We start from the raw sequence: 24,163 nt of genomic DNA, 5'->3' as shown, positions 1-24,163 counted from the left end.
CGGCCCGGTCACGCGTGCCGCCCCGGGCTCCAGGCCTCTCAGGCGGCCTCGGCGCAGCGCTGCGCCAGGTGCGCCAGCGCCTCTTCCACCTGGTCGATGAGGATCAGGCACAGGTCGCCCGGCTGCAGCCGCGACAGCGCCGAGTCGATGGCGACGAACTCGCCGCGGATCTCCTCGACGTGGCGCGTGCGCGCCGCGCCCTGCAGGCCCTGGCGCAGCAGCGCGATGACCTCGCCGTCGGCGCGCCCGCGCTGCGCCTGGTCCTGGTAGAGCACGACCTCGTCAAAGGCCGCGCCCAGGATCTGCGTCTGCTCGGTGATGTCCTCGTCGCGCCGGTCGCCGGCGCCGCTGATTACCACCGAGCGCTTCTTCGCCGGCATGGTCGAGATGGCCGCCACCAGCGCGCGCATGGCGTCGGGGTTGTGGCCGTAGTCGGCGATCAGCGTGGCGCCGCGGTAGTCCATGACGTTGAAGCGCCCCGGCGCGTTGTGCGCGTCGTTGACGAAGCTGGCCAGCCCGCGGCGCACCGCGTCCCAGCTCAACCCCGAGGCCCAGGCCGCGGCGACGGCGGCCATCACGTTCTCGACCTGGAAGCCGATCGAGCCGGAACGCGTCAGCGGGATGTCGCGCAGCGGCAGGCTCTCGCGCCAGGTGCCCTCGGCGGCGATCACGGCGTCGCCGTCCACGAACACGGTGCGCTGGCCCTGCGCGCGGTGCGTGGCCATGAGCGGGTGGTGCCGGTCGGCGGCGAAGAAGATCACCTTGCCCGGGCACACGTGCGCCATGGCCGCCACGGTCGGGTCCGCGGCGTTGAGCACCGCGTAGCCGCTCTCGGCCACGTTCTGCACGATCACGCGCTTGAGCACCGCCAGGTCCTCGACCGTGGTGATGTAGTTCAGCCCCAGGTGGTCGCCCGCGCCGATGTTGGTGACCACGGCCACGCTGCAGCGGTCGAAGCCCAGGCCCTCGCGCAGCACGCCGCCGCGCGCGGTCTCGAACACGGCCGCGTCCACCTCCGGGTGCAGCAGCACGTTGCGCGCGCTCTTGGGGCCGCTGCAGTCGCCGCTGTCGGTCTGGCGGCCGTTGACGTAGACGCCGTCGGTGTTGGTCATGCCCACGCGCAGGCCGGCGCTGGCGAACAGGTGCGCGATCAGCCGCGTCACGGTGGTCTTGCCGTTGGTGCCGGTGACGGCCACCACCGGGATGCGCCCGTCGTCGCCCGGCGCGTAGAGGCGGCCGATCATGGCCTCGCCCACGTTGCGGCCCTTGCCGTACGAGGGCGACAGGTGCATGCGCAGCCCCGGCGCGGCATTGACCTCGACCACGCCGCCGCTCTGTTCCTCCAGCGGGCGCAGCACGCTCTCGCACACCACGTCCACGCCGCAGATGTGCAGCCCGATCATCTGCGCCGCCGCCACGGCGCGCGCGGCCACTTCCGGGTGCACGTCGTCGGTGACGTCGGTGGCGGAGCCGCCGGTGGAGAGGTTGGCGTTGTTGCGCAGCGTCACGCGGCGGCCCTTCTCGGGCACGGACTCCGGCGTGAGGCCCTGCACGTCCAGCCGCGCCAGCGCGATGTCGTCCAGGCGGATCTTGGTCAGCGAGGTGGCGTGGCCGTCGCCGCGCCTGGGGTCGGCGTTGACCTGCTCGACCAGCTCGCGCACGGTGTGCACGCCGTCGCCTGCGACCTGCGGCGGGTCGCGCCGCGCCGCGGCCACGAGCCGGTCGCCGACCACGAGCAGCCGGTAGTCGCTGCCGGGCAGGAACTTCTCGACCAGCACCTCGCCGATCTCGGCGGCCACCCGGTAGGCGATCTCCATGTGCTCGCGCGTGGCGACGTTGACCGTCACGCCCTTGCCCTGGTTGCCGTCCAGCGGCTTGAGCACCACCGGCAGCCCGATCTCGTTGGCGACTTCCCAGGCCTCGTCCATGCTGGCCACGGGCCGGCCGATGGGCACCGGCACGCCTGCGGCGGCCAGCAGCTTCTTGGTCAGGTCCTTGTCCTGCGCGATGGACTCGGACACGGCGCTGGTGGTGTCCACCTCGGCGGCCCAGATGCGGCGCTGCCTGGCGCCCCAGCCGAACTGCACCAGGCTGCCCTCGGTCAGGCGCCGGTACGGGATGCCGCGCGCCAGCGCCGCGGCGACGATGGAGCCGGTGGAGGGGCCCAGGCGCACGTCCTCGTCCTTCTCGCGCAGCGCGGCCAGCGCGGCGTCGAGGTCGAAGGCGGCGTCGGCCAGCGCCGCGTCCACCAGCGCGCGCGCGGTGTCGAAGGCCATGCGGCCCACGGCCTCCTCGGTGTACTCGACCACCACCTGGTACACGCCGGCATCGAGCGTGGGCTGGGTGCGGCTGAAGGTGACCGGGCAGCCGGCCTGGGCCTGCAGGTTGAGCGTGGCGGCTTCGAGCACGTGCGCCAGGCCGGCGCCGCGCGGCAGCGTGGCCAGCCCCGGAAAGCGCTGGCGCAGCCGGGACTCGAAGCCGGGCATGTCGGCAAGGGCGTTTTCGGCGCCCTCGCAGGCCACCACGGCCTCGATGGCGGTGTGGCGGCTCCAGAGGTTGGGGCCGCGCAGGGCCCGGATGCGTGAGACGTTCATCAGCGGTTCGGATTCGGGTTGCGCGCCAGCTCGGCATCGAAGGTTTCGATGCCGGCACGGATCAGGGCCGGGGCGATGCCCAGCGCCCAGGCGGCGGCCACGGCGGGCAGCACGGCCTCGGCCCGGGCGCCTTCGCCCCAGGGGCCCAGCTCGATGCGCTGCGGCTGCGCGTCGGGTGCCAGCAGCTCGGCGCCGCGGCCCTGCAGCCGCACGGCGCGGCCGCCGCCTTCCACGTGCGCGGCCAGCGCGGCGTTGTCCGCGTCGAGCGCGTACAGGATCGACTCGCCGTCGCACAGCGCGGCCAGCGCCGCGACGCGCTCGTCGCCGGCATTGAGCACGGCCACGCCGTCGTCGAGCACCACGTCCACCTGGGTGCGCAGCACCTTGGGCAGCTGGTCGGCGTCGCGGATGTCGTGGTCGGCGAGCAGCTCGGCGCCTTCGAGGTCGGTGACGATGCCGACGTGGCAGCGGTCGTAGGCCAGGCCGTCGCTCAGGATCGACAGCGGGCCGTTCTCGACCACGGCGGCCTCGATGCGGCGGTTCATCAGCAGCCGGTGGCCCGATGCCCAGTCGGCGCGGTGGCCGCCCTGCACCAGGCGGTTCTCCATGAACAGGCCGTCGCGGCACGCCAGGCCCACGGGCGTGCCGCGCAGGTGCAGCAGCCACGCCACCAGCCGCGCCGTGACGTGCGTGCCGCGCGTGCCGGCCACGCCGACAATGGGGATGCGCCCGCTCTCGCCCTCGGCGAAGAGGTGGTCCACGATGGCGCGGCCCACCGGCTGCGGCGTGCCCACCGCGGGCTTCAGGTGCATCAGCAGGCCCGGGCCGGCGTTGACCTCGACGATGGCGCCGCGCTGGCCCTCCAGCGGCTTGGAAATGTCCTCGGCCACCAGGTCGATGCCGGCAATGTCCAGGCCCACCACCTTGGCCGCGAGCACGGCCATGGCGGCGACTTCCGGATGCACCTCGTGCGTGCAGTCGAAGGCCATGTTGCCGTTGCGCTGCACCAGCACGCGCCGGCCGGCGGCCGGCACCGAGTCGCCGTCCAGCCCCTGGCGCTGCAGCAGCTGGCGCATCACCGGCTCGCGCTCCAGGCGGATGGTCTCCAGCGGCAGGTCCTCGGCCTCGCCGCGGCGCGGGTCGGAATTGAGCTGGCTGTCGATGAGCTGCACCACGCTGCCCTGGCCGTCGCCGGTGATCCACAGGCTCTCGCCGCGCGCCGCGGCCACGAGCTTGCCGCCCACCACCAGCAGCCGGTGCTCGTTGCCGCGCACGTAGCGCTCGACGATCACTTCGGAGCCCTCGGCGTCGGCGATGCCGAAGGCGGCCTCGATGTCGGCCTGTTCGGTCAGCTCCAGCGACACGCCGCGGCCGTGGTTGGCGTCCGAGGGCTTCACCACCACCGGCACGCCGATGTCCTCGGCGGCTTCCCAGGCCTCGGACGGACTCTCTACCACGCGGCCCTCGGGCACCGGCACGCCGCAGGCGGCCAGCAGTGTCTTGGTGAGGTCCTTGTCGCCGGCGATGCCCTCGCCGATGGCGCTGGTGCGGTCGGTTTCCGCCGTCCAGATGCGGCGCTGGCGCGCGCCGTGGCCGAGCTGCACCAGGTTGCCGCTGTTGAGCCGGATGTGCGGGATGCGGCGCTCGGTGGCCGCCTCGACGATGGCGGCAGTGGAGGGGCCGAGGTAGCAGTCGTCGAGCTGCTCGCGCACCACGTTGACGGCGGCGGCCACGTCGAAGGGCCGCTCGTTGATGGCCGACATCAGCAGCGCGTGCCCCTGCGCCAGCGCGGCGCGCGCCACCTGCTCGTCGCGGGCGCGGAACACCATGCGGTAGACGCCGCGCTGCGAGGTGCTGCGCGTCTGGCCGAAGCCCGTGGGCATGCCCGCGAGGTTGAGCAGCTCGATGACCACGTGCTCCAGGATGTGGCCGGCCCAGGTGCCCTCGCGCAGCCGCTCGACGAAGCCGCCGCGCTCGCCGACGCCGCAGTGGTGCTCCATCAGGTTGGGCAGCAGCGCCAGCAGCCGGTCGGTGAAGCCCGGGATCAGGTGCGAGGGGAAGTCCTCCAGCTCGCCGAGGTCCAGCCAGACCTCCAGCGCGGGTCGGTAGGTCCAGATGTTGGGCCCGCGCAGGTGGTTGATGCGCAGCAGCCGGATGTCGTTCTTGGGGCTCATGGTCAGTAATGCTGTCCCGGTCGTGTGCGGGATTGTGCCGCTCGCTGAAGGTGTGGCTTTCGCGCGGCGCGCGTGAAGGTGTGCCGGTTGCCCGCTTGCGCGAGAATTCCGACCCCGCGGCGCACGCCGGGGGCCTCCATTGCCCATGCCAAATTCACACTCCGCTCCCTTGTCCGGCGAGGCCGGCGCCGCCTGGCGCGTCGCCTTGCCCTCCCGCCTCGAAGCTGGCGACAACGTGCTGGCGACGCTGCAGGTTGACCTCGATGCCCATTTGCGCTTTGCCGACGGCGGCGCGCTGGTGCTGTCCGAGCGCACGCTGCAGGCGGTGTCGGCCGACGGGCGCTGGCAGGACTGGCCGCTCACGCGCGACCTGGCGCTGCGCCTGAGCGACCACGCCGGCGTGGGCACGCTGGAGCTGCTGGACGCGCACCGGCGCCTGGCGCTGTGGCGCTTCACACTGGCGCAGGGGCCGGCGGCGCAGCGCCTGATCGCCGCCTTCGAGCAGCAGCAGTCGCGCCGCGCCGGGCTGCTCTCGGCCGAGGACGAGGAGGCCGCCGCGGCCGACGCCGCCGAGGCCCGGGAGGCCGGCGTCAAGGGACCGGCGAAGCCGACCTCGACCTGGGTGCTGCTGCGCCTGGGCCGCTTCGCCCGGCCCTACCGCGGCCGGCTGCTGGCGGGCTTCCTGCTCACGCTGGCTTCCACCGCCGCGACGCTGGTGCCGCCGTACCTGACCATTCCGCTGATGGACCGGGTGCTGATCCCGTTCCAGAACGGCCAGGCCATCGACACCTCGCTGGTGGGCTGGCTGCTGGCCGGGCTGCTGGGCTCGGCGCTGCTGGCCTGGGGCCTGAGCTGGGCGCGCACGTACCTGCTGGCGCTGGTGAGCGAGCGCATCGGGGCGGACCTGCGCACCACGACGTACGAGCACCTGCTGACGCTGTCGCTGGACTACTTCGGCAACAAGCGCACCGGCGACCTGCTGGCGCGCATCGGCTCGGAGACCGACCGCATCAACGTCTTCCTGTCGCTGCACGCGCTGGACTTCGCCACCGACGTGCTGATGATCGCCATGACCTCGGTGATCCTGTTCTCGATCAACCCGTGGCTGGCGCTGGTGACGCTGCTGCCGCTGCCCATCATCGGCTGGCTCATCCACGCCGTGCGCGAGCGGCTGCGCACCGGCTTCGAGAAGATCGACCGCGTCTGGTCCGAGGTCACCAACGTGCTGGCCGACACCATTCCCGGCATCCGCGTCGTGAAGGCCTTCGCGCAGGAGGCGCGCGAGGCGCAGCGCTTCAAGGACGCCAACCGCCACAACCTGGAGGTCAACGACCGGCTCAACCGCACCTGGAGCCTGTTCACGCCCACGGTGACGCTGCTGACCGAGATGGGGCTGCTGGTGGTGTGGGCCTTCGGCATCTGGCTGGTCAGCCGCAGCGAGATCACGGTGGGCGTGCTCACCGCCTTCATCGCCTACATCGGCCGCTTCTACTCGCGGCTGGACTCGATGAGCCGCATCGTGAGCGTGACGCAGAAGGCCGCCGCCGGCGCCAAGCGCATCTTCGACATCCTCGACCACGTCTCCAACGTGCCCGACCCGGCGCAGCCGGTGCCGCTGCCCCGGGTGGAAGGGCGCATCGAGATGCGCGGGCTGACCTTCCGCTACGGCAACCGCAGCGTCATCCGCGGCCTGGACCTCGACATCCGCCCCGGCGAGATGATCGGCCTGGTCGGCCACAGCGGCTCGGGCAAGAGCACGCTGGTCAACCTGATCTGCCGCTTCTACGACATCAGCGACGGCGCCATCCGCGTCGACGGCACCGACATCCGGCGCTTCCGCGTGGCCGACTACCGGCGCCACATCGGGCTGGTGCTGCAGGAGCCGTTTTTGTTCTTCGGCACCATCGCCGAGAACATCGCCTACGGCCGCCCCGACGCCACGCGCGAGCAGGTTGTGGCCGCGGCGCGCGCGGCGCACGCCCACGAGTTCATCCTGCGGCTGCCGCACGGCTACGACTCGATGGTGGGCGAGCGCGGGCAGGGCCTCTCCGGCGGCGAGCGCCAGCGCATCTCGATCGCGCGCGCGCTGCTGATCGACCCGCGCATCCTCATCCTCGACGAGGCCACCTCCAGCGTGGACACGGAAACCGAGGGCGAGATCCAGAAGGCCCTGGACAACCTGGTGCAGGGCCGCACCACCATCGCCATCGCGCACCGGCTCTCGACGCTGCGCAAGGCCGACCGCCTGGTGGTGATGGACCGCGGCCGAGTGGTGGAAGTGGGGCCGCACGACGAGCTGATGGAAAGGCAGGGCGCCTACTGGCGGCTGTACGAGGCGCAGGCGCGCAACGTCGATACCGAGCCGCAGGTGCCGCGCGCGCTCGAGGCGCACGTGGCGCGCCAGACCGGGGAGGTGTGATCCATGGCCGATGCAACCACGACCGCCACCGAGGCGAGCGGCTTCCGCCTGGCGCGCAACGCCTTCGGCCGCCTGGTGCTCACCGACGCCCAGGGGCGCGAGCACGTGGGCGTGACGCCGGTGCGCGCCTTTCCGATCGCGGCGCCGCTGGAGGGGCTGTCGCTGGTGGGGCCGGACGGCCACGAGCTGGCCTGGGTCGAGCGCATGGACGCGCTCACGCCCGCGGCGCGCGCGCTGGTGGAGGAGGAGCTGGCCGCGCGCGAGTTCATGCCGCGCATCGAGCAGCTGCTGTCGGTGTCCACCTTCACGGTGCCCAGCACCTGGCAGGTGCGCACCGACCGCGGCGATGCCCGGTTCGTGCTCAAGGCCGAGGAGGACATCCGCCGCCTGGCCGGCGGGCTGCTGCTGATCACCAGCGCTGACGGCGTGCAGTTCCGGGCCGACCGCTTCGCGCTCGACAAGGGGTCGAGGAAGCTGCTGGAGCGGTTCCTGTAGCGTTGCGCGCAATCGGCCGTCAGCCGACAGGCAGGGCTTGGCCCGCTTACGCCGCCTCGCGGCTGCCGTCGCGCAGCCGGCGCAGCAGCGCGTCGGTGTGCTCGCGCAGCACGCGCGCTCCGGGGCCGGCGCTCTGCAGCAGGGCAGCTTCATCGAAGCCGCGGTTGTCCATCACCTCGCACACCACGCCGTAGGTCATGAGCACCTGCAGCTGGCGGCGCGGGATGCCGGCCAGGGCGTGGCGCAGCATGCGCGCGTGCACCCGGTAGTCCAGGGCGTTCATGCGGCGCTGGCCGCTTTCCAGGGCGTGCAGCCGGCGCGCGAGGTCTTCGATGAACAGGTGTCGGTTGTGGGCGAGATCGTTCACGGGGGCAGGCTTTCGGACGGGGATCGTGCGGCGCCGCCGCAGGCCGGAATCGGCTGGGCGTCGGGCCGCGGCGTCATGCCCGTGATTGGACCCGATCCCGCCGCCGCCCCGCCGCCCAGGACTTCACGGCTCCGCCCGCCCCTTGCCACGCCGGGGCCCCGGGCGTGACGGAATGCCGGAGCCGCGAGCCCGGGGAGCGCCCAAAAGAAAACCGGGCCCGCGGGCCCGGTCTGTCAGGGAGGTGAGGGCGGACCGCGGCTGCGTCAGTCCACGTGGCGGCGGTGCCGGAAGGTCTGCTTGAGCATGTAGCCGCCCATGAGCAGCGCGCCGGCGGCCAGCGCCATGGAGCTCGCCGGCATGGTGCGCACGGTGTTGGAGGCGATCTCGCCGGCGTGCGGGGCCGACAGCTCCAGGCGGCGCTTGGTCATCTTCGCGCCGAGCTCGCCCAGCCGGTCGGCCAGGCCCAGCTCGGCCTGCGGCAGCAGCGTCGTCTCCTCGTCGGCGACGTGGTGCATCACGGCGCGCATCAGCGACATGAAGACGCGGTCGTGCTCCGGGTCGGTCGGGTCCAGCGTGCGCAGCCGCGCGATCAGCGTGCGCATCTCGTCGTGCTCGGGCACGCTCTTGTCGAGCACGGCGTTGTCGCTCTGCGCCTCGCGCATGGCGGGGTAGAAGATTTCCTCTTCGAGCTGGGCATGGATTTCCAGCGCCAGGCACACCGTCTTGGCCAGGGCCTGCTTGGTCTTGGGCGGGGTGTCCACTTCGTACTGGTGGAAGGTGGCCAGCACATGGGTGTGATCCATGCGGATCATGTTCGTGATGCTGGGCGAGATCTTGCTCAGGAACTGGTTCATGAAGTGGGCCTCCGGAATGTGAGCCTCGATGGCGGCAAGCCGCGTTCCCATGGTGCGCGCATGCCGCCCGGCGGCCCGGATGGCTTACCCGGCCAGGCCGTGCAGCAGTCCGAGCGGATGGTGGGCGCGCGCCACCGAGATCATGAACCCGAACACCGCCAGCGCCAGCAGCCAGCCCAGCAAGCGTTGCAAGCGACTGCGTGCGCGCTTGAGCACGAAGGTGCCGATGCCGACATAGGCCACCAGCAGCGCCAGCTTCACGTGCAGCCAGCCGGCCGACAGGGGCATCCACTGCAGCGCGGCGAGCACCAGCAGCGCGGCGACGACGAGGGCGGTGTCGATGGCGACGGCGGCAATGCGCAGCGGCACCGCCATCGGCCAGCGCGCGCCGGCCAGCAGCGCCGCGCCGCGCAGCGCGAACAGGCTGCCGCTGAGGTAGACGAAGCCCACGTGGGCCTGCTTGAGGAGGAAGTAGTGCTCGGTCAGGGCCATGGCGCGAGCCGGCGCCCGCATGGGCGCCGGACAGGTCGAAAGCGCCAAGCCTAATGCGGCTGATGCGGCCGGGCGCCGCTTCAGTTCCAGCGCCCGCGCAAGCCCCCGACGCTGTAGCGGCCCGCGCCCAGCAGCGCCACGGCCAGCGCACCGAACAGGTACATGCCCTGCAGCTCCAGCGCCCAGCCGCCGGTGCGCGTGATCTGGCCGATCTCGCCCATGTGCACCAGGCCGATGGCCACCAGCATGTTGACCACCACGACCAGCGCCGCCGCGCGCGTGAACAGCCCGACGATCAGCAGCAGCGGCGCCACCACCTCGCCGACGTACACGCCGTAGGCCAGCACCGGGGGCAGGCCGGCCTTGGTCAGCAGGCCCATGATGAAGCCGGGCCCGCCGATGACCTTGGCGATGCCGTGCATCAGGATCAGCACGCCCAGCGCCAGGCGCAGCACGAGCTTGCCGGCGTCCTCGCCGGGGGTGGAGACGATGGCGACGGGAGTGGTCGGGCTCATGGCGGTCCTCCAGCAGGTCTGTGGTGTGGTCGCGCGGGACGGGCCGTTCCGTTCCCCTGTCCACCGTGGCTGGCCGGGACAGGGGGGAGCGGTGTCTGCGGCCCCGTACCGCGCCGCCGCGCCGGGGGCAAGCCGTGCGCCCGGCAAGGCCTGGAAAGCTCCCGCGGCCCGGTGCCCGGGCACGCTGCCTGCCTTCGCGTCCCGCATCGACGCTTTGTCGAAACCACCCACCGAACCCGAAAAGGAGAGGACCGCCATGGACGCCATCGAACTGCTCACCAGCCAGCACCGCCGCCTCGAAGGATTGATGAAGGACTGGATGAACGGCTCCGAGGGCCGGCGCCAGACCCTGTTCAAGCAGGTGGGCGACGAGCTCACGCTGCACGTCACCTCGGAGGAGCAGGTGTTCTACCCGGCGGTGAAGGAAAAGCGCACCGAGGACATCCTGCTGGAGTCACTGGAGGAGCATCTCTCGCTCAAGCGCGTGCTGGCCGACCTGATCGCACTGGACCCGGCCGACCCGACGTTTGAAGCCAAGTTCCACGTGCTCAAGGAGCAGGCCGAGCACCACCACAAGGAAGAGGAGGAGCACCTGTTCCCGAAGGTGAAGCAGCTGCTGGAGCCCATGGCGCGCAACACGCTGGGCGAGCAGATGCTGGCGCTGCAGCAGCAGCTCAAGCGCGAGGGCGACCCGCGCGAGGCGGTGAGCGAGCAGACGGACCAGGCGGCGAAGCTGGATTGACCCGCACCCCGGCCGAGCCGGGACACCCTTGAAGGGCAAGGAAAAGCAAAGCCTCCCGCGGGAGGCTTTTTCACTGCTTCACGGACGGGCTCACCCCCCCTGGTGCGCCCGCTTCCCCGGGTTCTTCTTGCTGCGCGTGGCCACGCCGCGCTCCTTGCTGCGCTTCTGGCCGGTGGCCTTCTGCTCCTGCGCGGGGCGCAGCGGGATGGTGGCGCGGGCGTCGGCCTCGGTCTTGATCTGGTTGCCCATGCGGGACTCCTCTCGGCGGTGAAAACGAGCCGGCATACGGGCAAGGCCCATGCCGCTCGCATTCCGGGCATTCGGCTTGCCGCCGCGCGGCGATGGCAGATACCCCCCCGGGCAACGGCAAGGCCAACGTCTTCGTCGGGCTGGCGCAAGCCGCCTGGCGGCACCGCAACCGGACGCTGCTGGCGATGGCGCTGCTCGTGGCGGCCAAGCTCGCGGCCGTGGCGGTGCCGCTGCTGCTCAAGGCCGTCATCGACCGCTTCAGCGAGCCCGCCACGCTGGTCACCTCCACCACGCGCGCCGAGAACGCCACCGTGCTGGTGCTGCCGGTGTTCCTGCTGCTGGGCTACGCGCTGCTGCGCTTTGCCGGCACCCTCTTCACCGAGCTGCGCGACCTGGTGTTCGCGCGCGTGACGCTGACCACCGTCACCGACTTCGCCGAGCGCTGCTTCGCGCACCTGCTTTCCTTGAGCCCGCGCTTTCACGTGCAGCGCAACACCGGCGCGCTCATCCGCGACGTCGAGCGCGGCACCGCCGGCGTGGGCTTCCTGCTCGGCTCGGGCCTGTTCACGGTGGTGCCCACGCTGGTCGAGTTCGGCGCCGTGCTGGTGGTGATGGCCGCGGGCTACAGCCTGTGGTTCACGCTGGTGATCGTGGTGACGTTCTTCGTCTACGCGGCCTTCACCATGGCCAAGACCGGCACGCGCGCGCTGCACCAGCGCCGCGTCAACGACATGGACTCGCGCGCCAACGGCCGCATGGTGGACACGCTGCTCAACTACGAGACCGTCAAGACCCACGCGCGCGAGCACACCGAGCGCCAGCGCTACGGCGGCGTGCTGCGCGAGTGGGTGGAGGAGGGCGTGCGCAACCAGCGCGCGCTCTCCGGGCTGCACATCGGCCAGAGCGCCATCATCGCCGCCGGCGTCGCGGCGATGATGCTGCTGGCGGCCGAGCAGACCGTGCGCGGGCAGATGACGGTGGGCGACCTGGTACTGGTCAACGCCTACATCATCCAGATCTGCCTGCCCCTGAACGCGCTGGGCTTCGTGTTCCGCCAGGCGCGCGACGCCCTCGTCAACACCGAGAAGCTGTTCGCGCTGCTGCACCAGCCGGTGGACATCCAGGACGCGCCCGACGTGCCGCCGCTCAGGCTCGGCGGCGGCTCGGTCGCCTTCGAGCACGTGCACTTCGGCTACGAGCCGGGACGGCCCATCCTGCACGACCTGAGCCTGGAGATCGGCGCCGGGCAGACGGTGGCCGTGGTCGGCGGCAGCGGCTCGGGCAAGAGCACGCTGGCGCGGCTGCTGCTGCGCCTCTATGACCCGCAGCAGGGCCGCGTCACCGTGGACGGGCAGGACTTGAAGCACGTGCAGCTCGACTCGCTGCGCCGCGCCGTGGGCGTGGTGCCGCAGGACACGGTGCTGTTCAACGAGACCATCGCCTACAACATCGGCTACGGCCGCGCCGGCGCGGGCATGGCCGAGGTCATCGCCGCGGCGCAGGCGGCACAGGTGCACGAGTTCATCCTGTCGCTGCCGCAGCAGTACGACACCGTGGTGGGCGAGCGCGGCATGAAGCTGTCCGGGGGGGAGAAGCAGCGCATCGCCATCGCGCGCGCCTTCCTCAAGAACCCGCCGCTGATGATCTTCGACGAGGCCACCTCGGCGCTGGACACGCGCGCCGAGCGCGCCATCCAGCACGAGCTGGACCGCATCGCGCAGGGGCGCACCACGCTGATCATTGCCCACCGGCTCTCGACCATCGTCAACGCCGACCAGATCGTGGTCATGGACCAGGGCCGCATCGTCGAGCGCGGCCGCCACGAGGAGCTGCTGGCGCGCGATGGGCTGTACGCGCAGCTGTGGAACCTGCAGCTGCAGCAGGAGCAGTTCGAGAAGCTGGAGCGGCGCCTGGCGCGCCAGCCGGTGAACCTGGCGGTCGTGATCGCGCAGGCCGTGGACGGGCTGGCGGCGGAGCTCGACGAGCGGCAGGTGCGGCTGTCGGCGCACATCGACCTGGGCAATGCCAGCGTCACCGGCGACCCGAGCACGCTGGCGCAGCTGGCGCGCCAGCTGTGCGTGGCCGCCATCGGCGCCACGCCGCCGGGGCGGCGCATCGAGGTGCGGCTGGAGCGCCAGGGCGAGCTGGCGCGGCTGACCATTGCCGACGGGCGCCACGCGACGGCGGCGCTGGCCGCGCCCGGCGCGGCCGAGGCCTCGCGCCCGCCGCCCTTCGGCCTGGACACGCCGCTGGACCCGCTGATGCTGCGCTCCACCGTGGAGCGGCAGGGCGGGCGCTTCGGCATCGAGCCGCCCGGCGCCACGCACGGGCTGCGCTACGTGGTGGAGCTGCCGCTGCGGCCGGTGTCGGGGCTGGGCGAGGAGGCCGGGGAGCTGCCTGAGCCCTCGAATACGGACGCGCTGCCCGCGCCGGCCGGCGCGGCCGGGCTGCCGCAGGAGGCGCTACCCGCAGCCGGTACCGCCCCGGCCGAGCCGGCTGCGTCGCCGGCGCCGAGGCCGGCCGATGCGGCGCTGCCCGAGGCGCGGGAGCCGCTGCCTGACCTGGATGGTCTGCGCGTGCTGGTGCTGGAGCCGCGGCCCGAAGCGCGGCTGGCGCTGCAGCAATTGCTGGAAGGCGTGGGCGCGGACGTGCTGCTGTTCGACGGCGCCGCCGCGACGCTGCACTGGCTGGAGCGCCAGCCGGTGGCGATGTGGCCGCAGCGGCTGCTGAGCGAGGTGGCGCTGGGCGGTGCCGAGGACGACGGGCTGCACTTCATGCGCGCGCTGCGCGCCCTGGAGTCGCGGCGCGGCGTGCCCGTGGCGCAGCGGCTGCCGGCGCTAGCGCTGTCGGGCTACACCGACGCGGTGGCGCGCGAGCGCGTGCTGGCCGCCGGCTTCAATGCCCACCTGTCCAAGCCGGCACAGCCGCGGCGGCTGCTGGCGGAGCTGGTGGACATCGGCGTGCCGGCGTCAAGCCGCAAACAGGCCGCCGAGGGCGCCGGGCCGCCGTCACCCCCGATCGAGGTCTGAGTTCAACCATGGGAGCGTGGGTTGCCCCGGGGCGCGCATGGAAAAAACCCCCTCCCGCCGTGGCAGCCATTTCGCCGACCGCCATGCCGCCGAGCAGGCGCTGGCGATGACGCTGCCGATGATCGAGCCGGCCATGGCCGACCCGCAGGTCAGCGGCTGCGGCTTCCTGTACCTCGTGGTCATGGACCCGGCGCTCATGCCCGCCGACTGCCCCTTCGAGGAAGCCGTGCTGCTGGAGCATGCCGTGGGCGACCGCAGCCGCTGGGACGCCGACTACGCTGCCTTTGCCCGTGCCAAGGCGCGCGTGGCCTGGAGCCGGGGTGACACGCACGGCGTGCAGGCGCTGCGCCCGCATGCGCTGCGCGAGGGCGACAGCCTGCTGTGGGGCAGCGCCGTGCTCGACGGCATCGTCGTGGCCGCCAGCGGCGCCTTCCCGTGGTTCGACGAGGCCTTCGCCACCGCGCTGGCCGCCAACCTGCGCGCCATCGCCAAGCAGCGCCACGCCGCGGCGCTGGAAAAGCGCCAGCTCAGCGCGGGCGGCTGAAGCCCCCGCACTGCCGGCCGCCACGGATGCCGTGGCGGCTGCGCGCCGTTTACTCCCCTCACAACCTTTCCCGTCGAAACCTCGACGTCTTTCAAACCGAAGGAGGACCTTCCATGACATCCACCCCCGGCAACGCCCTGAAGGGCCGCAGCATCGTGATCACCGGCGGCTCCCGCGGCCTGGGCGCGGCCATCGCGCAGGTGCTCGGCAGCGAGGGCGCCACCGTGGTGCTGGCCGACCTGGTGCTGGAGCGTGCGCAGGCCAAGGCGGCCGAGCTGGCCAAGGAGGGCATCGAGGCCATCGCCGAGTCGCTGGACGTGGGCGAGGAGTCGCAGGTGCTGGAGCTGCTGCAGCGGGTGCACGACCGCTTCGGCCGGCTCGACGCCGTGGTCAACAACGCCGCCATCGACATCACCGTGCCGGTGGGCGAGCTGCAGGGCTTCGACTGGGAGCGCATCGTGCGCACCAACCTCAGCGGCCCGTTCTACGTCGCCAAGCATGCTGCGGCGCTGATGGGGCGCGAGTCGCCTTGCGGCGGCGGGCACATCGTCAACATCGCCTCGACCGCGTCCAAGCGCGCCTGGCCCAACGCCTCGGCCTACCACGCCACCAAGTGGGGGCTGCTGGGGCTGTCGCATGCGCTGCATGCGGAGCTGCGGCCCAAGGGCATCAAGGTCACGGCGGTGGTGGCCGGCGGCATGCGCACACCCTTCCTGCTGGACCGCTTCCCCGACATCGACCCCGGCGTGCTGCAGGACCCGGTGCAAGTGGCCAAGGCGGTGCGCTTTTGCCTGCTGCAGGACGAGGAGACCGTGATTCCCGAGGTCACGGTGATCCCGATGCGGGAGAGCAGCTGGCCTTGACCTGAAAGTGGCTCCCGGGGCCGCCATGGCCCCGTGCCGGCGCCGCGACGCCGCCTGCCGGTTCCTCCGTCAGGCGGCGTTTTCCTTTTTCATCAGGAAGCGCGTGAAAGTCGCGTCGCGCCGTGTCACGACCTGGGGTTCGACCACCGTGAAACCCTGGGTTTCGAAGAAGGGCCAGGCCGCCAGGCTCGCCTCCGTGACCAGCTCCGTGACGCCATCGGCACTGAGCGCGTCCTCCGCCGCCTGCACCAGCCGCGTGGCCACGCCGCGGCGGGCGCAGCGCGGGGCGGTGTAGAGCAGCTCGATGCGGCCGTCGTCCTGCCAGGCGATGAAGCCGCAGGGTCCCAGCGCGTCCTCGGCCACCAGGGTGTGCAGCGTCTCGAAGCGGCGGCGCCAGTCCTCGGCGTCGGGCGGGCGCGGCGCCCAGGCGTCGAGCTGCGCCGGCCCGTAGTGCAGCGCGCCCAGGGTGTGGACGGCGGCGGTGAACAGCGCCATCAGCGTGGGCAGGTCCCCGCTGGCGTAGGGCCGGATCGCGATCAAAGCCCGCCCTCCGTCAGCCGCGCCGGGTCGAGCAGGTCCTGCAGCCTGTCCCGGCCCAGGTCGGTCATCTCGTCGGCCACGTCGATGATGGGCCGGCCCTGCTTGTAGGCCGCCTTGGCGATCTCGGCGGCCTTGAGGTAGCCCACCAGCGGATTCAGCGCCGTCACCAGCACCGGGTTGCGCGCCAGCGCGGCGCGCAGGCTGGCCTCGTTGACGGCAAATCCTGCGATGGCGCGGTCGGCCAGCGCCCGTGCCGCGGCGGCGAGCAGCTGCAGGCTCTCCAGGAGGTTGCGCGCCACCAGCGGCAGCATCACGTTGAGCTCGAAGTTGCCGCTCTGCCCGGCAATGGTGATGGCGGCGTCGTTGCCGATGACCTGCGCGCCCACCATCGCCACCGCTTCCGGGATCACCGGGTTGACCTTGCCCGGCATGATCGAGCTGCCCGGCTGCAGCGCCGGCAGCTCGATCTCGGCGAGGCCTGCCAGCGGGCCGGAGTTCATCCAGCGCAGGTCGTTGGCGATCTTCATCAGCGCCACCGCCGTGGCCTTGAGCTGCCCGGACAGCTGCACCGCCGTGTCCTGCGCGCCCATGAGCGAGAAGCGCTCGGCCGCGGCCTGGAAATGCACGCCGGTGCGCTGCTGCAGCAGCGCGCACAGCGTCGAGGCGAATTCGGGATGGGTGTTGACGCCCGTGCCCACGGCCGTGCCGCCCTGCGCCAGCGTGGCCACCGCCGGCTGCAGCAGCACCAGTGCGCTGAGTGCCTGCTGCACCTGCGCGCGCCAGCCGCCGAGCACCTGGTCGAAGCGCACCGGCATGGCGTCCATCAGGTGGGTGCGGCCGGTCTTGACGTGGCGCTGCAGCTCCGGCGCCCGGTTCTCCAGCACGCGGGCCAGGTGCGCCAGCGCCGGCAGCAGCTCGCGCTCCAGTTGCAGCGCCGCGGCGACGTGGATGGCCGAGGGAATGGTGTCGTTGCTGCTCTGGCCAAAGTTGACGTGGTCGTTGGCACTGACCGCGCGGCCCAGGCGGCGCGCGGCCAGCGTGGCCAGCACCTCGTTGGCGTTCATGTTGGAGCTGGTGCCCGAGCCGGTCTGGAACACCTCGACCGGGAAGTGCGCCATGCGCTGCGCATCGGCCAGCAGCGCGTCGGCGCTGTCGGCGATGGCGCGTGCCAGGGACGGCTCCAGCAGCCCGAGCTTCTCGTTGGCCAGCGCCGCGGCCGCCTTGATGTGCAGCAGCGCATCCACGAAGGCGGCGGGCATGGTGATGCCGCCGAAATGGAAGTTCTCGACGGCGCGCTGGGTCTGGGCCGCCCACAGCGCCTGGGCCGGCACGCGCACCTCGCCCATGCTGTCCTTCTCGACCCGCCAGGCGGCGTTGGAGGTACCGGAAGCGCCGGCGGGGGAGGGCGTGGCGGGGGTGGGCGGATCGGTGGTCATGGCGGCATCCCGGGCGCGGCGGCAGGCGCCCCGGCGCTGGCGCAGCAAGCGTCGTGCGCCACCCGTGCCCGGCATGGTGCCCAAACGCAACGGCCGCCCGGGAGGGCGGCCGTGCAGGGACCGGGAGCAGGCCGGGCGGTGGTGCCCGGCAAGCCCTGGAATCAGGAGGCGGCGCCGGTCTCGCCGTCGTCGCCGCCCTCGACCTTGTCGTCGGCGGCGTATTCCTTGAGCCGGTTGTAGAGCGTCTTGAGGCTCACGCCCAGCACGGCGGCGGTGCGCTCCTTGTGCTGGTTGTAGTGGCGCAGAGTGGCCAGGATGAGCTGGCGCTCGGCCTCGGCCATGGAGGTGCCCAGCCGGATGGTGATGAGCCCCTCGCGTGAGGCGGCGGCAGTGGCCGCGCCGGCGGGCGCGGCGCCGTCCGCCGGGATCGGGTCGCTGGGCAGCCACTCGTCGGTGATCTGCTCGCCCTCGGCCATCACGAAGGCGCGCTGCACCACGTTGCGCAGCTCGCGCACGTTGCCCGGCCAGCGGTAGGCGGCGAGCTTGTCCAGCGCCGCGGGCGTGAAGCGCTTGCGCACGTTCTCGCGCTCGCACACGGCGGCCAGGAAATGCTCGGCCAGCAGCGGCACGTCGCTGGAGCGCTCGCGCAGCGGCGGCAGCCCGATCGGGAAGACGTTGAGTCGGTAGTACAGGTCCTCGCGCAGCTTGCCCGAGGCCACGGCGGCTTCGGGCGTGCGGTTGGTGGCGGCGATGACGCGCACGTCGGTCTCGATCGGCGTGGTCGAGCCCACGCGCATGAAGGTGCCCGTCTCCAGCACGCGCAGCAGCTTGACCTGCAGCTCCAGCGGCATCTCGGTGATCTCGTCGAGGAACAGGGTTCCTCCATGAGCCCGCTCGAAGAAGCCCTGGTGCATGCGGTCGGCGCCGGTGAAGCTGCCCTTCTCGTGGCCGAAGATCTCGCTCTCGATCAGGTTGGGCGAGATGGCGCCGCAGTTGACGGCCAGGAAGGGCTGCTTGCGGCGGCGGCTCAGGTCGTGCACGGTCTGCGCCACGACTTCCTTGCCGGTGCCGCTCTCGCCGGTGATGAACACGCTCACCGCGGTGCCGGCCACGCGCGCGATCTGCTCGTAGATGCGCTGCATCGGCGCCGAGCGGCCCCAGAGGTGGCCGAAGTGGCCGGTCTTCTGCCATTCGGCGTTGAGCGAGGCCAGCTCGTCCTTGAGCACCGAGGGCCGCATGACGCGCGACAGGATGCCGCGCAGCTGCTTCATGTTGACCGGCTTGGTCAGGTAGTCGGCCGCGCCCAGGCGCAGCGCCTGGACCGAGGTTTCCAGGCTGGCGTGGCCGGTGATGAGCACCACCTCGGAGTGCGCGACCAGCGTCGGGTCGTCGAACAGGTCCATGCCGCTGCCGTCGGGCAGCTGCAGGTCCAGCAGCACCAGGTCGGGCTGCTGCAGCGCCATCTGGCGCCGCGCATCGCGCAGGTTGTGGGCGGTGGCCACCGTGAAATGCTCGGCCGCGATCAGGGCCGCCATCATCTGGGCCGAATCCGTGTCGTCATCGACGATCAGGGCGTGACTCAAGACTTTTCTCCTCAAGTGCCGGGGACTCCCCCGCACGGGCACAGGAACCGAAGTTGCCGCAACGGCGCATGGACGTGAAGCCCCCGCATCGGCCAGCGCTGGGAATCGGCGCCGGCGACAACTCCCTGCCCCACAGTCGCAGCGTGCTGCTGCTGGTGGATTTCATCAACCCGCTGCAGTTTCCGGGAGCCGACAGTATGGCGCCCGCGGCGCTGCAGGCTGCGCGCTGCACGGCACGTTTGAAACAGGTACTTGCACAACAAGGCGTGCCGGCCGTGTACGCCAACGACAACTACGGCACCTGGCGCTCGCAGTTCAGCGACGTGCTGGACTACTGCCGAGGCCTGCCGGGGGAGGCCGGAGAGATCGCCCGGCTGCTGGCTCCAGGTGAGGACGACTTGAGCATCCTCAAGCCGCGCCACTCGGGGTTCTATGCGACGCCGCTGGAGCTGTTGCTGACGCAGATGCATGCCCATGAGCTTATCGTGGTCGGGCTCTCGGCCGACATGTGCGTGCAGCTCACCGCCATGGATGCCTACCTGCGCGGCTACAGCGTGTGGGCGCCGGCGGACTGCACCGCCGCCGAGAGCCCGCAGCGCAAGCAGGAGGCACTGGCCTACATCGAGCGCGTGTTCAAGGCCGAGGTGGGCGACAGCACCGCTGCGGCACACCGTTTGCCGAAGGGTTGACACGGGACTCGCGCATCAGGGCGCCGTTCTGCAACCTCTCTGAAATCTAGGAGTAATGCACCATGATCAACCTGATTGTCTGGCTGTTCGTTGGCGGTCTGATCGGCTGGGTCGCCAGCCTCATGATGCGCACTGATGCGCAACAGGGCATGTTCCTGAACGTGATCGTCGGCATCGTCGGCGCCGCGCTCGCAGGCTGGTTCATCTCGCCGCTGGTGGGCATACCGTCGATCAACGCCAACTCGTTCAGCATTGGCTCACTGCTGGTCTCGCTGGTCGGCGCCGTGGTGCTCCTGGCCATCGTCAACCTCGTGCGCCGGGGCAGCGTGCGCTAGGCGGCCTGCGGCAACCCTTACCGAGCTCCCTGCGGCCGCCCCGATGCCGTGTATAAGCTGGCATCGGGGCGTGCCACGTCCCTCCACCGGCGCTGGCCGGTACTCCAAGCGTTCCAAAGCACAGGAGAGAATCCATGGCCTCCACTTCCAGCCCCTTCCCGACCTCGGGCAGCTCCAGCGGCTCCACCCTGGGCAGCGGCTCCACCCTGGGCTCCAGCAGCGGTGACGGCTCCAGCAGCCTGTCCTCCGCCGGCTCCTCCGGGATGTCGTCCTCCTCGCCGGGCATGTCGTCCTCCTCGGGCATGTCCTCGTCTTCCGGCATGGGCACGTCCGCCACGGGCGGCGGGATGTCGGGCAGCGGCAACAGCGCCATGTCCACCGGCGGCACCTCGCAACAGGGCGGCGCCTCGATGGACCGCATGGTGCAAAGCGCGCATGAGGCGGTGGACCGCTTCGCCGAAAAGGCCGCGCCGGCACTGGAGAAAATCCGCACCACCATGGGCAGCGCCACCGAGAAGCTGCCCATGAGCAAGGACGAGCTCAGCGCCATGCAGGAAGAGTGGGTCTCCAGCCTGCGCGACACGGTGCGCGAGCACCCGATCGCCTCGCTGGCCGTGGCCGCGGCCGCGGGCATCGTGATCAGCCGCATGCTGTCGTCGCGTTGATGGACGGCCAGCAGCCCCAGCCGGCCGCCCCGGCCGCCGTTGATACCGCAACCGCGACGGGCTCCGGCCCGGCCGCGGGGCTGTCACAGGCGCAGTTGGAGGCGCTGACCTCCGACTCGCTGCTCGACAACGTCAAGCAGTTGCTGCGCGACCTCCCCGGCCTGGTCAGCGACCGCGTGCACCTGCTGGCCCTGGAGCTCAAGCGCTCGGGCCTGGCGCTGGCGCAGATGGTGGGCCTGGTGGTGGCCGCGGGCGTGCTGCTGTGCACGGCGTGGCTGGCACTGTGGACGGGCATCGGCATCGCGCTGGTCGAGGCCGGGCTGGCCTGGGGCTGGACGCTGGTGCTGATCCTGCTGCTCAACCTCGGGGCGGCCTGGCTGGCGATCAAGCGCGTCCTGGCGCTGGCCCGCTTCCTGGCGCTGCCCGCGACGATGCGGCGGCTGACGCTGTCCACGCCCACGCCGCCCTCGCGCCGCGGCGCCGCCGAGGCGCCCCCGAACGTTTCCCCTTCCGCAGGAGCCCCCGATGAGCGCGCAGCTTCGTCATCCGGCACTCCCTGAGGCCCCGGCCGGCATCGTGCCGGCCAGCCTCGACCAGCAGATCCTGGCCGCCGAGATGGCCATCCTCGCGCGCGAGGAGCGGTTGCGTGCGCAGGCAAGCCGCATCGGCCAGCAGGTGCACGAGAAGCTGCCCGCGCTGGGCGCCGGCGCGGCCAGCATGATCGGCGGCGTGATCCTGCGCCGCCTCTTCCGCCAGCGCCGCAGCCCGGCCGTGCCCACCGGCACCACCACCAGCAGCGCCGGCAGCTGGCTGGCCAGCCTGCCCTGGGCCCAGCTCAGCGCGTTGGTGTGGCCGCTGCTGCCGCTGACGGTGCGCAACCGCGCCAACCCCAAGCTCGTGGCCACGCTCATGGCCACGGCCGTGCCGCTGGCCCTGGCGCACTTCAAGGTCGCGCAGCAGGCCACGCCGGTGTCCACCGCGCCGCTGCTGGACCTGCGCCGCTACGCCGGGCGCTGGTTCGAGATCGCGCGGCTGCCGCTGTCCGCCGAGAGCGATTGCGCCAGCGACGTCACCGCCACCTACACGCTGCTGCGCGGCGGCCGCCTGCGCGTGGTCAACAGTTGCCGCAACCGCGACGGCGAACTCGAGGAAGTGCGCGGCGTGGGCCGCACCACCGAAGGCGAGGGCGCCAAGCTGGAGGTGTGCTTCACGCCCAAGGCGCTGCGCTGGCTGCCCGGCGCCTGGGCGCCGTACTGGGTGCTGCACGTGGACCCGGACTACAGCGCCGCCGTGGTCGGCACGCCCGACCGCCAGCACCTGTGGCTGCTGTCGCGCTCGCCCCACATGGAAGACGCCCAACTGCAGCGCCTGCTGCTGCACGCACGCGCCCAGGGCTACGACACCACGCGGCTGATGCGCACGCCGCAAGGCCTGCACGCGGCGGTCTGAAGGCCGGGCCGAACCCGCGCCCAGGCCCCGCCAGCCGCTTTCGCACGCATGGTGGACTGGGACGCGCTGTTCGGCTTCGACCATGCCCTGGAACTGGTCGTGCGCGGCACGGCGGTGTACTGGTTCCTGTTCCTGCTGTTTCGCCTGGTGCTGCGCCGCGACGTGGGCGCGCTGGGCATCGCCGACGTGCTGCTGATCGTGCTCATCGCCGATGCCTCGCAGAACGCCATGGCCGGCGAGTACGAGACCATCACCGACGGCTTCGTGCTCGTGGGCACCATCGCCGGCTGGAACGTGCTGATGGACTGGGTGGGCTTCCGCTTCCCGGCCACGCGCCGCTTCCTGGAGCCCGGGCCGCTGCCGCTGGTGTGCGACGGCAAGATCCAGCGCCGCAACATGCGCCGCGAGCTCATCACCCACGAGGAGCTGATGGCCCAGCTGCGCCAGCACGGCATCGAGCGGCTGTCGCAGGTCAAGCGCGCCATCATGGAGAACGACGGCACCATCAGCGTCATCCGCCACGATGGCGAGGAAGCCGAGGCGCCGGACAGCGGGCCGCAGAAGACGTTCTGAACGCCGCGGTCCGCCTCCGGCGAGCGTGACGGCGCCACGCCGGGTATCGAGGCGGTGGGCGGGCGCCGTGCCCGCCCACCGCTTCCTTCTTCCGATCAGCCGCCGCGGTGCGGCCCGTTGCCCGTGTCGTCGTTGCTGTTGGTGCGGCCGGCGCTCTTGCCGGGCTGGTCATGGCCGCTGGAGTGGGGCTGCAGCGACTGGTGCGAGCCGCTGACCGCCGGGTTCTGCGGCCCCTTGCTGCCCGGCTGCAGCGTGCCGCCGGCCGACTGCTGCTGCTGGCCGGCCGCGCCACCCTCGCTTCCCTGCTGCGCCTGGCGCACCGCGTCCTGCAGGTTCTGCTGCTGCTTCTGCGGCGGCTGCTGTTGCTGCTGCTGCTGTTGCTGCTGCTGCTGCTGGGATTGCTGCGACTGCTGGTCGGAGGGCGACGCGCCCGGCTGCGAGGACTGCTGCTGCTGCGACGGCAACCCTCGGTCGTCGCCGCGGTGGCGGTCGTTGCGCTCGCCGGCCTGCGTGCGCTCCTGCATCGACTGCGAGAGTTCCGCGCCGCCCTGGTCGTCGCCGAACTGGCCGGCGCCACGCGCGCTCTGGCTGTGCTGCGCGCTCTGCCCGCCGCCGGGCGTGACGCGGGCGTGGCCGTGCTCGCTGTTGACGGAACTGCTCACGGGCTGTGCGCCGCCGCCTTGCTGCTGCGCGTTGCCGCCGCCTTGCGTCTGCTGCTGCTGCCGGTTGGTGCCGGCGTCGGAGGCGTTGTTGCCCATCTGCTCTTCGCGCTTCGGGTCTTGCTTCGGGTCTTGCGGGGTGGTCATGGACGTCTCCGGAAAGGTCGGGAAGTGAGGCGGCCACGCGGGCCGCATGCCCTCCAGGGCGGCAACGCCTGTGCCCGTGTCCCGGGGCATGGCGCTTGCCGACGCTGGGCAGACCCGAACCCACCGAACCGCAAGAGGAGCACGCCATGGCCACCAGTTCCATCCTGGGCACCGATTCGACGCCCATCCCCGTCGAGGGCCGTGACACGGCCGCGCTGGGCCCCAGCGACACCACCGACTCTGGCAGCGACATCGCCGGGCTGGAGGACGACCTCGACCCGGGCGGCCCGCTCGACTCGATCTCCGAGCCCGACAGCCTGCGGCCCATGACCTCGCCCGAGACGCTGGGCGCCGACAGCGACTCGCGCGGCACCGGCGAGCGCCGCAGTGCCGGCAGCGACGCCGGGCAGGAAGCCGCCGACATCGCCCCCGACAGCATCCAGACCGTGGCAGACATCGACGCGATGGTGGACGGCGACTTCAACGACGATGCCGGCCGGCTCTCGCCCGCGGAGGCCCAGGCCCGCGAGGACGCCGCCGCCGACATGGTCAACGCCTCCACGCTGGAGGACGACGACGACCTCGACGAGGAAGAGGAGGCCGACGCCAACGCCGAGGACGACGGCGGCGGCCTGGCCTCGGACGACAGCGGCGACGTGCCCGACATGGGCGACGCCGGCGAGGACGACGACGAGGCCGACGCGCGCTGACGCCGCCGCCGTCAGCGAGGAAGGCGCGGGCCGGGCGGCC

24 protein-coding genes are annotated in these 24,163 nt (G+C 71.9%); 13 read left to right on the top strand and 11 right to left on the bottom strand.

Annotated elements, in window-relative coordinates; translation table 11 throughout:
* Positions 1-38: 38 nt before the first annotated feature.
* Both cphA and FJ694_RS13635 read right to left on the bottom strand, forming a co-directional pair.
* Entirely contained in the window at positions 39-2,594 is a 2,556-nt protein-coding gene (gene cphA / locus FJ694_RS13640) for a cyanophycin synthetase (RefSeq protein WP_157267785.1), read from the bottom strand.
* Positions 2,594-4,768, bottom strand: coding sequence for a cyanophycin synthetase (locus tag FJ694_RS13635; protein ID WP_157267784.1), 2,175 nt, complete (start codon positions 4,766-4,768; stop codon positions 2,594-2,596). Before FJ694_RS13635 ends, cphA begins: the two co-directional genes overlap by 1 nt.
* 145 nt (positions 4,769-4,913) lie before the next feature.
* On the opposite strand from FJ694_RS13635, the gene FJ694_RS13630 reads away from it, so the two are divergent.
* Positions 4,914-7,187, top strand: a complete 2,274-nt coding sequence (locus tag FJ694_RS13630; protein ID WP_157267783.1) for a cyanophycin metabolism-associated ABC transporter — start codon at positions 4,914-4,916, stop codon at positions 7,185-7,187.
* Positions 7,188-7,190: 3 nt separating this feature from the next.
* On the top strand, positions 7,191-7,682 hold the full coding sequence (locus FJ694_RS13625) for a cyanophycin metabolism-associated DUF1854 family protein (protein ID WP_157267782.1): 492 nt from the start codon (positions 7,191-7,193) through the stop codon (positions 7,680-7,682).
* Positions 7,683-7,728: 46 nt separating this feature from the next.
* On the opposite strand, the gene FJ694_RS13620 is transcribed toward FJ694_RS13625, so the two are convergent.
* The 4 genes from FJ694_RS13620 to FJ694_RS13605 all read right to left on the bottom strand — a co-directional run bounded on the left by FJ694_RS13620 (position 7,729) and on the right by FJ694_RS13605 (position 9,910).
* On the bottom strand, positions 7,729-8,049 hold the full coding sequence (locus tag FJ694_RS13620) for a hypothetical protein (protein ID WP_157267781.1): 321 nt from the start codon (positions 8,047-8,049) through the stop codon (positions 7,729-7,731).
* Between the two features lie 263 nt (positions 8,050-8,312).
* Entirely contained in the window at positions 8,313-8,903 is a 591-nt protein-coding gene (locus FJ694_RS13615) for a hemerythrin domain-containing protein (RefSeq protein ID WP_157267780.1), read from the bottom strand.
* A gap of 84 nt (positions 8,904-8,987) precedes the next feature.
* The gene (locus FJ694_RS13610; RefSeq protein WP_157267779.1) at positions 8,988-9,395 is read right to left on the bottom strand and encodes a SirB2 family protein; all 408 of its coding nucleotides are present in this window, start codon (positions 9,393-9,395) and stop codon (positions 8,988-8,990) included.
* 80 nt (positions 9,396-9,475) lie between these two features.
* On the bottom strand, positions 9,476-9,910 hold the full coding sequence (locus FJ694_RS13605) for a DoxX family protein (protein WP_157267778.1): 435 nt from the start codon (positions 9,908-9,910) through the stop codon (positions 9,476-9,478).
* 256 nt (positions 9,911-10,166) lie between these two features.
* Between FJ694_RS13605 and FJ694_RS13600 the strand changes: the two genes are divergently transcribed.
* Complete coding sequence (locus FJ694_RS13600; RefSeq protein WP_157267777.1) at positions 10,167-10,652, top strand: hemerythrin domain-containing protein; 486 nt, start codon at positions 10,167-10,169, stop codon at positions 10,650-10,652.
* A gap of 90 nt (positions 10,653-10,742) precedes the next feature.
* Here the strand turns inward: FJ694_RS13600 and FJ694_RS36700 are convergent, their stop codons facing one another.
* Positions 10,743-10,901 carry a hypothetical protein gene (locus FJ694_RS36700; RefSeq protein ID WP_198320823.1) on the bottom strand — a complete coding sequence of 53 codons (159 nt, stop codon included), beginning with the start codon at positions 10,899-10,901 and terminating at the stop codon, positions 10,743-10,745.
* Positions 10,902-10,993: 92 nt separating this feature from the next.
* Here FJ694_RS36700 and FJ694_RS13595 point away from each other — a divergent pair, with 92 nt between their 5' ends.
* From FJ694_RS13595 to FJ694_RS13585, 3 genes are all read left to right on the top strand, one after another.
* Complete coding sequence (locus FJ694_RS13595; RefSeq protein ID WP_157267776.1) at positions 10,994-13,930, top strand: ATP-binding cassette domain-containing protein; 2,937 nt, start codon at positions 10,994-10,996, stop codon at positions 13,928-13,930.
* 37 nt (positions 13,931-13,967) lie between these two features.
* Positions 13,968-14,474 carry a hypothetical protein gene (locus FJ694_RS13590; protein WP_157267775.1) on the top strand — a complete coding sequence of 169 codons (507 nt, stop codon included), beginning with the start codon at positions 13,968-13,970 and terminating at the stop codon, positions 14,472-14,474.
* A 113-nt stretch (positions 14,475-14,587) separates the two neighbouring features.
* Entirely contained in the window at positions 14,588-15,337 is a 750-nt protein-coding gene (locus FJ694_RS13585; protein WP_157267774.1) for an SDR family oxidoreductase, read from the top strand.
* Positions 15,338-15,406: 69 nt separating this feature from the next.
* Here the strand turns inward: FJ694_RS13585 and FJ694_RS13580 are convergent, their stop codons facing one another.
* The 3 genes from FJ694_RS13580 to FJ694_RS13570 all read right to left on the bottom strand — a co-directional run bounded on the left by FJ694_RS13580 (position 15,407) and on the right by FJ694_RS13570 (position 18,896).
* Positions 15,407-15,877, bottom strand: coding sequence for a GNAT family N-acetyltransferase (locus tag FJ694_RS13580; protein ID WP_198320822.1), 471 nt, complete (start codon positions 15,875-15,877; stop codon positions 15,407-15,409).
* Entirely contained in the window at positions 15,874-17,313 is a 1,440-nt protein-coding gene (locus FJ694_RS13575) for a class II fumarate hydratase (protein ID WP_157267773.1), read from the bottom strand. Before FJ694_RS13575 ends, FJ694_RS13580 begins: the two co-directional genes overlap by 4 nt.
* Before the next feature lie 161 nt (positions 17,314-17,474).
* A complete protein-coding gene (locus FJ694_RS13570; protein WP_157267772.1) occupies positions 17,475-18,896 on the bottom strand; it encodes a sigma-54-dependent transcriptional regulator in 1,422 nt (473 codons plus the stop codon).
* 68 nt (positions 18,897-18,964) lie between these two features.
* Here FJ694_RS13570 and FJ694_RS13565 point away from each other — a divergent pair, with 68 nt between their 5' ends.
* The 6 genes from FJ694_RS13565 to FJ694_RS13540 all read left to right on the top strand — a co-directional run bounded on the left by FJ694_RS13565 (position 18,965) and on the right by FJ694_RS13540 (position 22,607).
* Positions 18,965-19,585 (top strand): cysteine hydrolase family protein, encoded by a 621-nt coding sequence (locus FJ694_RS13565; RefSeq protein ID WP_157267771.1) that lies wholly within the window; start codon positions 18,965-18,967, stop codon positions 19,583-19,585.
* Positions 19,586-19,650: 65 nt separating this feature from the next.
* Entirely contained in the window at positions 19,651-19,920 is a 270-nt protein-coding gene (locus FJ694_RS13560; protein WP_157267836.1) for a GlsB/YeaQ/YmgE family stress response membrane protein, read from the top strand.
* 134 nt (positions 19,921-20,054) lie between these two features.
* Entirely contained in the window at positions 20,055-20,585 is a 531-nt protein-coding gene (locus tag FJ694_RS13555) for a hypothetical protein (protein ID WP_157267770.1), read from the top strand.
* Positions 20,585-21,145: a phage holin family protein gene (locus FJ694_RS13550; RefSeq protein ID WP_157267769.1), complete on the top strand. Its 561-nt coding sequence runs from the start codon at positions 20,585-20,587 to the stop codon at positions 21,143-21,145. Before FJ694_RS13555 ends, FJ694_RS13550 begins: the two co-directional genes overlap by 1 nt.
* Entirely contained in the window at positions 21,111-22,034 is a 924-nt protein-coding gene (locus tag FJ694_RS36695) for a lipocalin family protein (protein WP_198320821.1), read from the top strand. Before FJ694_RS13550 ends, FJ694_RS36695 begins: the two co-directional genes overlap by 35 nt.
* 48 nt (positions 22,035-22,082) lie before the next feature.
* Positions 22,083-22,607 carry a DUF421 domain-containing protein gene (locus FJ694_RS13540; RefSeq protein ID WP_157267768.1) on the top strand — a complete coding sequence of 175 codons (525 nt, stop codon included), beginning with the start codon at positions 22,083-22,085 and terminating at the stop codon, positions 22,605-22,607.
* A gap of 95 nt (positions 22,608-22,702) precedes the next feature.
* Here the strand turns inward: FJ694_RS13540 and FJ694_RS13535 are convergent, their stop codons facing one another.
* Entirely contained in the window at positions 22,703-23,413 is a 711-nt protein-coding gene (locus FJ694_RS13535) for a hypothetical protein (protein WP_157267767.1), read from the bottom strand.
* 146 nt (positions 23,414-23,559) lie between these two features.
* Here FJ694_RS13535 and FJ694_RS13530 point away from each other — a divergent pair, with 146 nt between their 5' ends.
* Positions 23,560-24,123: a hypothetical protein gene (locus FJ694_RS13530; RefSeq protein ID WP_157267766.1), complete on the top strand. Its 564-nt coding sequence runs from the start codon at positions 23,560-23,562 to the stop codon at positions 24,121-24,123.
* The last annotated feature ends 40 nt before the right edge of the window (positions 24,124-24,163 follow it).

Origin of the sequence: Azohydromonas aeria (genome assembly GCF_009760915.1) — a bacterium.
Lineage (GTDB): Bacteria > Pseudomonadota > Gammaproteobacteria > Burkholderiales > Burkholderiaceae_C > Azohydromonas > Azohydromonas aeria.
This window is presented reverse-complemented; position numbering and strand designations above follow the sequence as displayed.

Bases quoted from the DNA above. Each gene is read 5' to 3' on its own strand.
- cphA (WP_157267785.1), bottom strand. From the start codon at position 2,594: ATGAACGTCTCACGCATCCGGGCCCTGCGCGGCCCCAACCTCTGGAGC.
- FJ694_RS13635 (WP_157267784.1), bottom strand. From the start codon at position 4,768: ATGAGCCCCAAGAACGACATCCGGCTGCTGCGCATCAACCACCTGCGC.
- FJ694_RS13630 (WP_157267783.1), top strand. From the start codon at position 4,914: ATGCCAAATTCACACTCCGCTCCCTTGTCCGGCGAGGCCGGCGCCGCC.
- FJ694_RS13625 (WP_157267782.1), top strand. From the start codon at position 7,191: ATGGCCGATGCAACCACGACCGCCACCGAGGCGAGCGGCTTCCGCCTG.
- FJ694_RS13615 (WP_157267780.1), bottom strand. From the start codon at position 8,903: ATGAACCAGTTCCTGAGCAAGATCTCGCCCAGCATCACGAACATGATC.
- FJ694_RS13610 (WP_157267779.1), bottom strand. From the start codon at position 9,395: ATGGCCCTGACCGAGCACTACTTCCTCCTCAAGCAGGCCCACGTGGGC.
- FJ694_RS13605 (WP_157267778.1), bottom strand. From the start codon at position 9,910: ATGAGCCCGACCACTCCCGTCGCCATCGTCTCCACCCCCGGCGAGGAC.
- FJ694_RS13600 (WP_157267777.1), top strand. From the start codon at position 10,167: ATGGACGCCATCGAACTGCTCACCAGCCAGCACCGCCGCCTCGAAGGA.
- FJ694_RS36700 (WP_198320823.1), bottom strand. From the start codon at position 10,901: ATGGGCAACCAGATCAAGACCGAGGCCGACGCCCGCGCCACCATCCCG.
- FJ694_RS13595 (WP_157267776.1), top strand. From the start codon at position 10,994: ATGGCAGATACCCCCCCGGGCAACGGCAAGGCCAACGTCTTCGTCGGG.
- FJ694_RS13590 (WP_157267775.1), top strand. From the start codon at position 13,968: ATGGAAAAAACCCCCTCCCGCCGTGGCAGCCATTTCGCCGACCGCCAT.
- FJ694_RS13585 (WP_157267774.1), top strand. From the start codon at position 14,588: ATGACATCCACCCCCGGCAACGCCCTGAAGGGCCGCAGCATCGTGATC.
- FJ694_RS13575 (WP_157267773.1), bottom strand. From the start codon at position 17,313: ATGACCACCGATCCGCCCACCCCCGCCACGCCCTCCCCCGCCGGCGCT.
- FJ694_RS13565 (WP_157267771.1), top strand. From the start codon at position 18,965: ATGGACGTGAAGCCCCCGCATCGGCCAGCGCTGGGAATCGGCGCCGGC.
- FJ694_RS13555 (WP_157267770.1), top strand. From the start codon at position 20,055: ATGGCCTCCACTTCCAGCCCCTTCCCGACCTCGGGCAGCTCCAGCGGC.
- FJ694_RS13550 (WP_157267769.1), top strand. From the start codon at position 20,585: ATGGACGGCCAGCAGCCCCAGCCGGCCGCCCCGGCCGCCGTTGATACC.
- FJ694_RS36695 (WP_198320821.1), top strand. From the start codon at position 21,111: ATGAGCGCGCAGCTTCGTCATCCGGCACTCCCTGAGGCCCCGGCCGGC.
- FJ694_RS13540 (WP_157267768.1), top strand. From the start codon at position 22,083: ATGGTGGACTGGGACGCGCTGTTCGGCTTCGACCATGCCCTGGAACTG.
- FJ694_RS13535 (WP_157267767.1), bottom strand. From the start codon at position 23,413: ATGACCACCCCGCAAGACCCGAAGCAAGACCCGAAGCGCGAAGAGCAG.
- FJ694_RS13530 (WP_157267766.1), top strand. From the start codon at position 23,560: ATGGCCACCAGTTCCATCCTGGGCACCGATTCGACGCCCATCCCCGTC.